Genomic DNA, 11,992 nt, shown 5'->3' on the forward strand with positions numbered 1-11,992 from the left:
AGTGAATTCAAAGTGCGGTTGACCGCACTTTGATTTTTGGATTAAGCATGGGCTCTGGCAAAGGCGCTGGCTTCAGCGACTAATAGCTCGTCGGGTCTTTTACCGGTATACAGCTCAAACTGTTCTACCGCTTGCAGCACAATCACTTCGGCCCCGGAAATGGTTTGTTTTCCCAGTTTTTGTGCAGTGGTGATTAGTGGGGTTTCCGCCGGTAATGCTACCACATCAAAGGCAGTGGTCGCTTGTTCGATCATTGCCAAGGGAAAGGAAAGCTCGGTTGCCTCTTTGCCTCCCGCCATTCCAATCGGGGTGACGTTGACGATAATATCCGCTTTTGCCTGCTCGAGACCGGCTATATATTGATAACCATACAATTCGGCTAATTGCTTGCCGGTTTGCGGATTTCTGGCGTATACGCTGAGCGTTTTGAAGCCGGCATCTTTAAATGCCGCCACTACCGCTTTCGCCATACCACCACTGCCATGTACGATTACACTGGATTTTGGATTAAGCTGATATTTTTCGATCAGTTTGGCGATGGCAATATAATCAGTGTTATAGGCTTTTAAATAACCGTTGTCATTGACGATGGTGTTGACCGAATCAATGGCTTTGGCGGAGGGGGAGAGTTCATCCAAAAATGCAATGCAGCTTTCCTTAAACGGCATGGAAACTGCACAACCGCGAATGCCTAATGCGCGTACGCCTTTTACGGCATGCTCAATATCTTGGGTGGTAAAAGCTTTATAGATGAAATTCAAGCCTAGCTTCTGATAAAGGTAATTGTGGAATAGGGTACCAAAATTGCCGGGTCTGCCGGAAAGCGACATGCAGAGCTGGGTATCTTTATTAATCATAAGCGTCTCCTTGTTGACATTTTTTTCAGTATAATTGTAAATGTTGTTGGCAGATTTGATCTGAGTCGTTTTTTTGATAAAAACTGAAACGATTCAGGTTGGGTTAAAAGTGCAGTCAGCCAAACCGCACTTTAGATCTATTGCCAATTCTTTAATTTAGATGTTTTGCCTATGCCCGGATTGAAACTATTGGTCGGATCCAGATCGCGATAGAATTTTTTCAGTTCCGGCTTGGCATGATAAAGGTGGCCGACATTATGTTCCGCCGGATATTGTGCGCCACGTCGATCAAGCAATTGCAGCATCTCTTCTTCCAGTGCGACCGGATCAGTGCCTTTTTTGGCAATGTAATCCTGATGGAACACATGACACATAAAATGCCCATAATACAGTTTATGGATGAATTTTTGATCGAGTTCAGCAGGCAAGGTTTCAAACCACTCTCGATCGTTGCGGCGCAGCGCAACGTCTAGCGCCACAATATCTTCAACCGTTTTGTGATTAATAATCCGATAACGGACAGCCGCACCGGCAACCGCAAAACGGTGCAGCATCGCCGCTTGTGATTCTTGCGGATTGCAAACAAAAAAGTCACCGCTATGTTCGGAAAAATAGGAGTTTAGAAATGTTTTGGCTTCTTCAATACCGTTTCCGGCCATTTTCAAAATTAAATGATGCTCATAGCGATCGCGATATTCCAGCATTTTTTTCGGTAAATGTTGCGGTAAAATTTTACTGAAAAGTTGTAATATTTTGTCGGAAATATGTTTTGGTAGAAAAGAAATTTGGTCGCAGACTCGATCCACTTTATTTTTTAAACTGAATAATTTGGGTAAGTTATTAGTCCCCAATTTTTTGATTGCCCAAAACGTATCTTTGCCATAAACCGTTGCTACATCAAAGGCTTCGCGGTGAATATATTCGCCTGAGACCGGTAGGGATTGGAATTGCGTTAAAATATGGCGGCGAATGTCATCTAGTTCGGTGGTTTGGTTGCTGCCGATATAGAAAACCTGCGTATTTTTTTCCAATGGAAAAGTGTCTAAACGCACCGCAAACACCATCAATTTTCCGGCGCAGCCGGAGGCTTCGTGCAAACGGCGCGGATCGGCGTTGAAGCGTGCGGCACTGTCGGCATCCACTTGGCGAACGTGTTCGCAATAATGGTGATCGTGTCCGAGACGATCGTCGTTTTGAATATCGGATTCCAAATAACGCTTCTGTTCCAGACGAGACAAAATCTCTTCGGGATCGTCACCTAATTCGATGCCTAAATGGTTGACAAGGTGCAGTTCTCCGTTGCTGTCAATTTGCGCAAACAGCGCCATTTCAGTATAAGCCGGACCACGTTGCACCAATGCACCGCCAGAGTTATTGCAGATTCCGCCCAGCACTGAAGCACCTAGGCAAGATGAGCCAATCACAGAGTGAGCTTCACGCCCATGTTTCAGCAATTCGGCTTCTAATTGAAACAACGTGCTGCCGGGCAGGCAGATGACTTGTTCCGCTTGGTTGATTAACTGAATATGATCGATTCGCAGGGTATTGATGATCACAATATCACGGTCATAATCATTGCCGTCAGGGGTGGAACCACCGGTTAAACCGGTATTTGCCGCTTGGGTAATTACAATCACATCGGCTTTGACACAGGCTTGTAAGATGCGCCATTGTTCAATTAAAGAGGCGGGAATCGCCACCGCTAATGCTTGCCCTTTGCCGAAACGAAAGCCTTGTCGATAGGGCAAAGTGCGGCTCGGCTCTGTCAGTAGATGCTTTTCGCCGACGATTTTTTTAAGTTGTTGGATTAAAGTACTTTGTTTTTGATTATAGGACGCCATACGATTTTCCTTAATTTTTGGCAGGTAAGCCACTTTAGTCTATACCGTTTGTTTCAAAATAAACAGCCTGAAATAGTTTAGCACCAGATTTAGGCATAAATTGAAAAAAAGTTTTGCAGCGTTAGAAAAATATGGTATTTATGTAACCAGATGAATGAATTTAGAGCAGATTGGTATAATCAATGCAGCAAAAAAGGCAAGTAAGCCGAACTATTAGCACTCTTCTCGGGTTGGTGATTATTATCACCGACAGCGAGCGGTGTTGCTAATTGGTCTGTACCAGTCTGTTATCAGTAAACCCTCGCTAACCGGTGAGGGTTTTTTTGTGGTTTTGAAAATGGTTTATCAATTCAAAGTGCGGTAAATGGGGAAGAAATGAACGGAGCGAGATTAGTCACAGAGAGTTTGAAAGCGCATCAGGTCGAGGTGATTTTCGGTTATCCCGGCGGCGCAATTATGCCGGTGTATGATGCGATTTACGATTCAGGGTTGGATCATTTGTTGTGCCGTAATGAGCAGGGCGCGGCAATGGCGGCAATCGGCTATGCCCGCTCCAGCAAAAAAGTGGGGGTGTGCATTGCCACGTCAGGACCGGGCGCCACCAATTTGATTACCGGATTGGCAGATGCACTGTTGGATTCGGTGCCGATTGTGGCGATTACCGGACAGGTGGCGACGCCGTTTATCGGCACCGATGCGTTTCAAGAAATTGATGTCTTAGGCCTATCGCTGGCGTGCACCAAGCAAAGTTTTATCGTGCAAAATATTGAAGAGTTGCCGCTGATTCTGGCGCAAGCGTTTCAAGTGGCACAAAGTGGTCGCCCTGGCCCGGTGTTGGTCGATATTCCGAAAGATGTGCAATTTGCACCGACAACGGCACAGCCAATCGTGTTGCCGTTGGAGCAAGCAGCGGATCAATTAGACGAACATTTACAACAAGCAAAGACATTATTGCAACAAGCCAAACGCCCGGTTTTATATATCGGTGGCGGTGTTGGCATGGCAAGTGCGGTTGTGGCATTGCGGAATTTTTTGCAAACAACCCAAATTCCTTCTATTTCTACCATCAAAGGCTTAGGCGCAATTGCCGCCGGCACCCCGTATTATATGGGGATGGTCGGTATGCACGGCACCAAAGCAGCGAATTATGCAGTGCAGGAGAGCGATTTATTGCTGGTGTTTGGCGCACGATTCGATGATCGGGTGACCGGTAAATTGGACACCTTTGCACCGCACGCAAAAGTGATCCATGCGGATATTGACTCGGCAGAAATCAATAAATTGCGCCAAGCGGATGTTGTGTTGCGTGGTAACTTAAGCCAAGCCTTTGAGGCATTATCAACCGAATTGGATATTGCACCGTGGCAGCAGGATATTCAACGTTTAATCACCGATTTTTCCTTCGTCTATCCGCCGAATGTCGGACAAGCCACTATTCATCCTTGGACATTATTGAAAACGCTGTCGGCCATGCAACCACAAAGTGCGGTGGTCACCACCGATGTCGGGCAGCACCAAATGTGGTCGGCACAGCATATGCAACACAATCAACCGGAAAATTATCTCACTTCGGCAGGTTTGGGCACAATGGGCTTCGGCTTGCCGGCGGCGGTCGGGGCACAAAAAGCGCGTCCGAACGACTGCGTGATTTTGGTCAGTGGCGACGGCTCATTTATGATGAATGTGCAGGAACTGGGTTCGATTAAACGGGGTAAACTGCCGATTAAAATTTTATTGTTGGATAACCAACGTTTGGGCATGGTGCGTCAGTGGCAGTCACTGTTTTTCCATGGGCGCCACAGCGAAACCATTTTGGATGACAACCCGGATTTTGTGACCTTGGCTGCGGCGTTTGGTATTCAAGGGGAGCGAATTGAACACGGCTATCAGGTGCAAGACGCCTTGCAGCGCCTGCTCGACAGTGAAGGTGCGTACCTGCTGCATGTTTGCATCGACTCCGATGAAAACGTGTGGCCACTGGTGCCGCCGGGGGCAAGCAATGAAACGATGTTGGAAGACATTGGTGTTTAGTTATCGGCATTTAAAAAGCCAAAGTGCGGTTTGAATCAACCGTTTGTTTGAATCAGTGAAGAGAGAAACATGAAACAGTATCAGTTGACCCTACAAGCCCAATGGCGACCGGAAGTGTTGGAGCGAGTACTGCGGGTGGTGCGCCACCGCGGTTACCGCGTGAGCCAATTACACATGACGTCGACAACAGAGCAGATTTGCTTGGATTTTAGCGTGCTGACAGAACGCCCGATCGAGGCTTTGATCAACCAATTGGACAAGTTGTTTGATGTGCAATATGTGGCAGTGAAGGCATAGTCCAGTAAAAGCATAGTCCAGTAAAAGCATAGTCCAGTAAAAGCATAGTCCAGTAAAAGCATAGTCTGATGAAAGTATAGCCCAGTGGATAATATAAAAGTGCGGTCAAACCGCACTTTGGATAACCGATTAATATAAAAGAGGAAAAAAGATGCCTAAATTACGTTCGGCGACCAGCACCCAAGGTCGCAATATGGCGGGCGCGCGCGCGCTGTGGCGTGCGACCGGAGTGAAAGATCAGGATTTCGGCAAACCGATTATTGCGGTGGTCAATTCCTTTACCCAATTTGTGCCCGGTCATGTGCACTTAAAAGATATGGGGCAATTGGTGGCGCGTGAAATTGAAGCCGCTGGCGGCATTGCCAAAGAGTTCAACACCATTGCGGTGGACGACGGCATTGCGATGGGGCACGGCGGCATGCTTTACTCACTGCCGTCACGGGAGCTGATTGCGGATTCGGTCGAGTATATGGTGAACGCCCATTGTGCCGATGCGATGGTGTGTATTTCCAACTGTGACAAAATTACTCCGGGCATGTTGATGGCGTCGCTGCGTTTGAATATCCCGACTATTTTTGTTTCCGGCGGACCGATGGAAGCGGGCAAAACCAAATTGTCCGACAAGTTGATCAAGCTGGATTTGGTCGATGCGATGATCCAAAGTGCCGATCCAAAGGTCAGTGATGCCGACAGTGAAGCGATTGAACGTTCCGCCTGTCCGACGTGCGGCTCTTGCTCCGGCATGTTCACCGCCAACTCGATGAACTGTCTGACCGAAGCCTTAGGTTTGAGCTTACCGGGCAACGGCTCATGCTTGGCAACTCATGCCGATCGCAAGCAACTGTTCCTGCAAGCCGGCACACAAATTTTAGAACTGTGTAAACGTTACTACGAGCAAGACGACGACAGTGTATTGCCACGTTCGATTGCAACCAAAGCGGCGTTTGACAATGCCATGAGCTTGGATATTGCCATGGGCGGCTCGACCAACACCGTGTTGCACCTCTTGGCAGCGGCACAGGAAGCCGAAGTGGATTTCAATATGGATGATATTGACCGATTGTCGCGTATCGTGCCATGCCTGAGCAAAGTAGCGCCGAATACCAACAAATACCATATGGAAGACGTGCACCGAGCTGGTGGCGTGATGGGGATTTTGGGGGAATTAGATCGCGCCGGTCTGTTGAACAACCAAACCCGCACCGTGTTGGGCTATTCGATGTTGGAACAACTGGATCGCTATGACATTATCCGCACCGATGATGAAAAAGTGCGGTCCTTCTTCCGTGCCGGTCCTGCGGGCATCCGCACCACTGAAGCCTTTTCGCAAGATTGCCGTTGGGACACGCTGGACGATGACCGCACTTCCGGTTGTATCCGCAATAAAGCGCATGCTTACAGCCAAGACGGCGGCTTAGCCATGTTATCCGGTAATTTGGCGGAGAATGGCTGTATCGTCAAAACTGCTGGTGTTGATGAATCGATTCTAAAATTCCAAGGCAAGGCGAAAGTGTTCGAAAGCCAAGATGATGCGGTGGCAGCGATTTTGGGCGGTAAAATTGTTGCCGGCGATGTGGTGGTAATCCGCTACGAAGGACCGAAAGGGGGGCCGGGGATGCAGGAAATGCTGTATCCGACCAGCTACCTGAAATCGATGGGTTTGGGCAAACAATGTGCACTGTTGACTGATGGACGTTTTTCCGGCGGTACCTCTGGATTGTCGATCGGACATGTTTCACCGGAAGCGGCAAACGGTGGCACAATTGGTTTGGTGCAAGACGGTGATGTGATCTCAATTGATATCCCGCAGCGTAAAATCGAATTATTGGTAGCCGACAGCGTATTGCGCGCACGCCGTGCCGAGCAGGAAAAACGGGGGTGGAAACCGAAAAACCGCCAACGTCAGGTTTCGTTAGCCTTAAAAGCCTATGCGATGTTGGCGACCAGTGCCGACAAAGGCGCAGTACGTGATCGCAGTAAATTGCAGGATTGACGGTAGGATCGGATTATGACACTTTCAGCACAACCGAACGGCAGTGAATACTTAAGAGCGGTGTTGACCTCCAATATTTATGATGTCGTAGAGGTCACGCCATTGCAAAAAATGGCAAAATTATCCGAGCGGTTTGACAATGCCATTTATATCAAACGTGAAGATCGTCAGCCGGTCAACAGCTTCAAGATTCGTGGTGCTTATGCCATGATCACCGGGTTGAGTGAAGCGCAAAAAGCCGCCGGGGTGATTGCCGCTTCTGCCGGCAACCATGCACAAGGCGTGGCGCTCTCCGCAAAAAAATTGGGTTTGAAAGCACTGATCGTGATGCCGCAAAATACGCCGTCGATTAAAGTCGATGCGGTGCGCGGTTTCGGCGGCGAAGTGCTGCTGCATGGTGCCAATTTTGACGAAGCCAAAGCCAAAGCAATTGAGCTGTCGCACAGCAATAATATGACCTTTATCCCGCCATTTGACCATCCGGCGGTGATTGCCGGGCAAGGTTCGTTGGCGATGGAGTTGATTCAGCAATCGCAACATATCGACCGTATTTTTGTGCCGGTCGGCGGTGGCGGTTTGGCAGCCGGGGTGGCGGTGTTAATCAAACAGCTAATGCCGGAAGTGAAAGTGATCGGGGTGGAATCCAAAGATTCCGCCTGCTTGCAAGCTGCACTGGCAGCCGGCGAACCGGTGGATTTGGAGCGGGTCGGCTTGTTTGCCGATGGTGTGGCGGTGAAGCGGATTGGCGATGAAACCTTTCGGGTTTGCCAACACTATTTAGACGAGGTGATCACCGTTGACAGCGATGAAATCTGTGCAGCGGTGAAAGATATTTTTGAAAATGTGCGTGCGATTTCCGAACCGTCGGGCGCATTGTCGCTGGCGGGGTTGAAGAAATATGTCAAGCTGCACAACATTCAAGGCGAAACGCTGATCAATATTCTATCGGGAGCAAATCTGAATTTCCATAGCCTGCGCTATGTATCTGAGCGTTGTGAAATCGGTGAAAAACATGAAGCGTTGTTGGCGGTGACGATTCCGGAACAAAAGGGCAGTTTCCTTAAATTCTGTCATTTGCTAGGCGATCGGGCAGTGACCGAATTTAACTACCGTTATGCCGACAACCAGCAAGCCGGTATTTTCGTCGGGGTTCGGGTCAGTGGCGGCGAAACGGAAAAACAGGAGATCATCAGTCAATTGCGTTTGAACGGCTATGATGTCAACGATCTGTCCGATGATGAGGTCGCAAAAACCCATATCCGTTATATGATCGGCGGACACAGCACCAGCTCGCAACGTGAACGACTGTACAGCTTTGTATTCCCTGAACAGAAAGGCGCACTGGTCAAATTCCTGCAAACCTTGGGCACACAGTGGAATATCTCGTTGTTCCATTACCGCAACCACGGCGCGGATTACGGCGATATTCTCTGTGCTTTCCAACTGAGCGAAGCCACCGAACAGGTGTTCCAACACCATTTAGAAGAATTGGGCTACGCCTATCAGGATATTACCGATTCGGATTCGTATCAGTATTTTTTGAAGTAAAACCCTTCCTTTATAACAGACAAACCTGCTGAATTTGGCAGGTTTTTTATGCTGATTTTATATAATCACACATCTATTTATTCCTTTTTATGATTAAAATTTGATTTATTTATTCCAATAAATTATTATAAGTGCGGTTTTTATACTTATAAATACAATAAAAGTCTATATTTTAATAATACCTAAGGAGTTAATAGTTTGTTTTCTTTACTAAAAAAACATTCAACTTTCAGTTTGCCGGTTTTTATTCCGAGTTTTCTATTTGTGCTGCTGATTGCTGTGGCGTGTATTGCGTTTCCGCAATCGATGCAGCAAGGATTGAATGCAGCAAAAAATTATGCGTTTGACTATTTCAGCTGGTTTTACATTTTGTCGGTCAGCTGTTTTATTCTGTTTTTACTGCTACTGGCGATGAGCAGCTTGGGTGATATTCGCTTGGGCAGTGATGACGAAGAGGCGGAATATCCGTTTTTCTCTTGGGTTGCGATGTTGTTTGCCGCCGGAATGGGGGTCGGTTTGATGTATTTTGGTGTGGCAGAACCGTTGATGCACTCGGTAGCACCTATTACCCAAGATAGTCCACAGAAAAATGCGATGCTTTACACCTTTTTCCATTGGGGAATTCACCCTTGGGCGATCTACGGTACGATCGCATTAGCACTAGCATATTTTGGTTTTCGCTATCGGATGCCGCTGTCGATTCGCTCGGCATTTTATCCGTTGTTGCGTGATAAAATTCACGGCGTGTACGGGCATATCATTGATGCCCTGGCGTTGATTGCCACGTTATTCGGGATCATTACCACACTGGGTTACGGCTCGTCACAGTTGAATGCCGGTCTGCAGGCGGTGGGTATTTTGAGCGAAAACAGCTTTTTCAGCAATTCATTCGTGATTATCGTGGTGGTCAGCATTGCGGTGCTGTCGGCGATTTCCGGTGTGGGCAAAGGGGTGCGTCGGTTAAGCGAAATCAATTTAAGCCTGGCACTGATACTCATGCTGTTTGTGTTGTTTAGTGGCTCAACGGTGTATTTGCTTTCGGTTTTCTCGGAAAATATCGGGTATTACCTGAGTAATCTGATTGAGATCAGTTTCCGTACCTTTAGCTATGATTCGCAGCACACCGCTTGGTTTAGCGGTTGGACAGTGCTGTACTGGGCATGGTGGTTCTCTTGGGCGCCATTTGTCGGGTTGTTTATCGCACGGATTTCACGCGGCAGAACCATTCGCGAATTTATCCTCGGGGTATTGATCATCCCTGCGACCTTTAATCTGCTGTGGTTTACCATCTTCGGCGACAGCGCTATTTTGCAAGATGTGAAACATAGCGGGGCATTAAGTGCTTTGACCGGGGCGCCGGAAACCCTATTGTTTGCGTTTTTAGACTACTTTCCATTGCCGACGTTGAGCGGCTTGCTGGCGTTGCTGATTTTGTCACTGTTTTTTATCACCTCGGCAGACTCGGGTATTTTTGTATTAAACAATATTGCCTCGAGCGGTAAAACTGCGGATATGCCGAAGTGGCAAAGTGCGCTATGGGGCGTGGTGATGATTATTTTGTCGATCGCCTTGCTGAATTCCGGCGGCTTGGGAGCGGTGCAGGCGATGACCTTGGTCGTGGCACTGCCGTTTGCCGTGATTACGGTGTTGATGTGTTTCAGTCTGCTGCAAGGCTTGCGGGTGGATAAAAATTATTTCGACACCCGTTTGAACCAATCCACGGTTTTTTGGAGCGGTGACAAATGGAAAAAACGCTTAGGCCAGATTTTGAAGCAGACCCAAGAAGAGGATATTCAGCAATTCTTGCAACAGGTGGTCAAGCCGGCGTTTAGCCAATTGCGTGACGAATTGGTGAATAAGCATCAGCTGCAGGTAGAAATCAACCAAACGGATGAACCACAGCGCAGTATCGAACTGGTGATCCACAAAGGCGTGATGCGTGACTTTATTTATGGCGTGATGATTCAGAGCAAAGATACCGCACTTTCGATGCAGGAAGAGCAGAGCGTGCCAAGTATGAAACATGAACAGGTGTTTGAACCGGTGAGCTATTTTGGTGACGGACGGATTGGTTATGATGTGCAGTATATGACCACGGAAGAGTTGATTGCTGATGTGTTGAAACAGTACCAACGTTACTTAGTGCTGCTGAACAGCGAAGCCAACGAATTGATGGTGCAGGCACCGTTGGAGCCGACGGCGTAATCTGTATTGCAAACAAAAAAAAGCGATAACCGGAGTGAGCTGTTATCGCTTTTAGGGTTTAATATTACTGAATGTTTAGCGTATAAGTGCTATACATTTTTTTCTTCTGGCAGATTTTTTGATCGGGGAACTCGGCTTCGTGGCTGGTTTTCAATTTCCAGTTGCCTTGCAGCAACGGGATAAAATTCATCACCCCGTTTTTATCGGTTTTACCGGAAAACGCCTGTGGTTCACGATGATCCATCACCGCATCCCAATCCAGTTTAGTCAAGGTATCCGCCGTGCCGATAATGGTGGCGCCTTTCACCGGCTCACCGTTATACAGCACTTGCACCGGCACCACTTGCATCGGCTTGATTTGGCTCGGATCAACCAACGGTACGATTTCTAACTCTAAACCGACCGGTTTTTGCGCAAATTCACTGACTTTAGCGCCGCCAAGATTAAAATAGGTGGTGGCATACATACTGGATTGCTCGCAATAGTGGGCATCCTGCACTTCGCTCAAGTTTTGCATTTTCCAGCCTTCCGCATTTTTTGACCAGAAAGTTGGGCGATAGGTTGAACTGATTTTATATTCGCCTGCGCTCAGTGCCTGTGGGCTGACATAGTGATAGTTTTCCCCTTGCTGTTGCAGCGCTTCGGTTTTGTTCGGCGTCACCAATTCTAGCGGTGGAAAAATATGCAACCGTTTTTCCGGAATCGGATCGCCTGCTGGGAAGTTATCACCGTAACCTAACACCGCTTGCAGCGGCTTACCTTGTTCGGCATCTTGGGCATAAACCCATAAATCATGGGCTTGGCTTAAGCTGCTAGCAGAGAGAGCACAAAGTGCGGTCAACATGACTTTTTTCATTAAAATATCCTTTTCTCATTTAGGTGAACGTTGTTGATTCTCACTTAATTTGATGTAAATGAGAATTGATTGCGATATTAACATATTTTGCTAATGGCACAACCAAAGATTTGTAAAGTAAAATGGACAAAAAGCGCATGTGCAGTTCAGTCATCTCTTGTTAAGGCTTATCCTGCGGTACGGATTGATCTGTATCAATATTTACAGCGTTATCGCAAGGAAATGGGCTTTAAGAAAAGAAACTAGCTTGAATTTATTTACAAAGCGTGTACCGTTGAACAACGTTAACTCCCTAAGGGTATATTTAGGGTCTGTTGATCTTTGTTTATAATTTGAGCTATAGACTCTTTTTCGCCACTCTTTT

8 protein-coding genes are annotated in these 11,992 nt (G+C 47.4%); 5 read left to right on the plus strand and 3 right to left on the minus strand.

Annotated elements, in window-relative coordinates; translation table 11 throughout:
• Window positions 1-41: 41 nt before the first annotated feature.
• Both FHQ30_RS11930 and dld read right to left on the minus strand, forming a co-directional pair.
• Complete coding sequence (locus FHQ30_RS11930; RefSeq protein WP_139611498.1) at window positions 42-857, minus strand: shikimate 5-dehydrogenase; 816 nt, start codon at window positions 855-857, stop codon at window positions 42-44.
• Window positions 858-994: 137 nt separating this feature from the next.
• Window positions 995-2,698: a D-lactate dehydrogenase gene (dld, locus tag FHQ30_RS11935; protein WP_139611499.1), complete on the minus strand. Its 1,704-nt coding sequence runs from the start codon at window positions 2,696-2,698 to the stop codon at window positions 995-997.
• A gap of 375 nt (window positions 2,699-3,073) precedes the next feature.
• Between dld and ilvG the strand changes: the two genes are divergently transcribed.
• The 5 genes from ilvG to FHQ30_RS11960 all read left to right on the plus strand — a co-directional run bounded on the left by ilvG (window position 3,074) and on the right by FHQ30_RS11960 (window position 10,772).
• A complete protein-coding gene (gene ilvG, locus FHQ30_RS11940; protein ID WP_139611500.1) occupies window positions 3,074-4,729 on the plus strand; it encodes an acetolactate synthase 2 catalytic subunit in 1,656 nt (551 codons plus the stop codon).
• A 69-nt stretch (window positions 4,730-4,798) separates the two neighbouring features.
• The gene (ilvM, locus tag FHQ30_RS11945) at window positions 4,799-5,026 is read left to right on the plus strand and encodes an acetolactate synthase 2 small subunit (RefSeq protein ID WP_139611501.1); all 228 of its coding nucleotides are present in this window, start codon (window positions 4,799-4,801) and stop codon (window positions 5,024-5,026) included.
• Between the two features lie 151 nt (window positions 5,027-5,177).
• Complete coding sequence (gene ilvD / locus FHQ30_RS11950) at window positions 5,178-7,019, plus strand: dihydroxy-acid dehydratase (protein WP_139611502.1); 1,842 nt, start codon at window positions 5,178-5,180, stop codon at window positions 7,017-7,019.
• Window positions 7,020-7,034: 15 nt separating this feature from the next.
• The gene (gene ilvA / locus FHQ30_RS11955; RefSeq protein WP_139611503.1) at window positions 7,035-8,567 is read left to right on the plus strand and encodes a threonine ammonia-lyase, biosynthetic; all 1,533 of its coding nucleotides are present in this window, start codon (window positions 7,035-7,037) and stop codon (window positions 8,565-8,567) included.
• A 198-nt stretch (window positions 8,568-8,765) separates the two neighbouring features.
• Window positions 8,766-10,772 (plus strand): BCCT family transporter, encoded by a 2,007-nt coding sequence (locus tag FHQ30_RS11960; protein ID WP_139611985.1) that lies wholly within the window; start codon window positions 8,766-8,768, stop codon window positions 10,770-10,772.
• A gap of 64 nt (window positions 10,773-10,836) precedes the next feature.
• Here FHQ30_RS11960 and FHQ30_RS11965 read toward each other — a convergent pair whose 3' ends face one another.
• Window positions 10,837-11,628: a DUF4198 domain-containing protein gene (locus tag FHQ30_RS11965; protein WP_139611984.1), complete on the minus strand. Its 792-nt coding sequence runs from the start codon at window positions 11,626-11,628 to the stop codon at window positions 10,837-10,839.
• Window positions 11,629-11,992: the final 364 nt, after the last annotated feature.

The sequence above is a fragment of the Testudinibacter sp. 'clade 2' genome, assembly GCF_006227735.1.
Taxonomy (GTDB): Bacteria; Pseudomonadota; Gammaproteobacteria; order Enterobacterales; family Pasteurellaceae; genus Chelonobacter.

Excerpts from the sequence above, each read along its gene's own strand:
- ilvM (WP_139611501.1), top strand. The coding sequence starts at position 4,799 with ATGAAACAGTATCAGTTGACCCTACAAGCCCAATGGCGACCGGAAGTG.
- dld (WP_139611499.1), bottom strand. The coding sequence starts at position 2,698 with ATGGCGTCCTATAATCAAAAACAAAGTACTTTAATCCAACAACTTAAA.
- ilvG (WP_139611500.1), top strand. The coding sequence starts at position 3,074 with ATGAACGGAGCGAGATTAGTCACAGAGAGTTTGAAAGCGCATCAGGTC.
- FHQ30_RS11965 (WP_139611984.1), bottom strand. The coding sequence starts at position 11,628 with ATGAAAAAAGTCATGTTGACCGCACTTTGTGCTCTCTCTGCTAGCAGC.
- FHQ30_RS11930 (WP_139611498.1), bottom strand. The coding sequence starts at position 857 with ATGATTAATAAAGATACCCAGCTCTGCATGTCGCTTTCCGGCAGACCC.
- ilvA (WP_139611503.1), top strand. The coding sequence starts at position 7,035 with ATGACACTTTCAGCACAACCGAACGGCAGTGAATACTTAAGAGCGGTG.
- ilvD (WP_139611502.1), top strand. The coding sequence starts at position 5,178 with ATGCCTAAATTACGTTCGGCGACCAGCACCCAAGGTCGCAATATGGCG.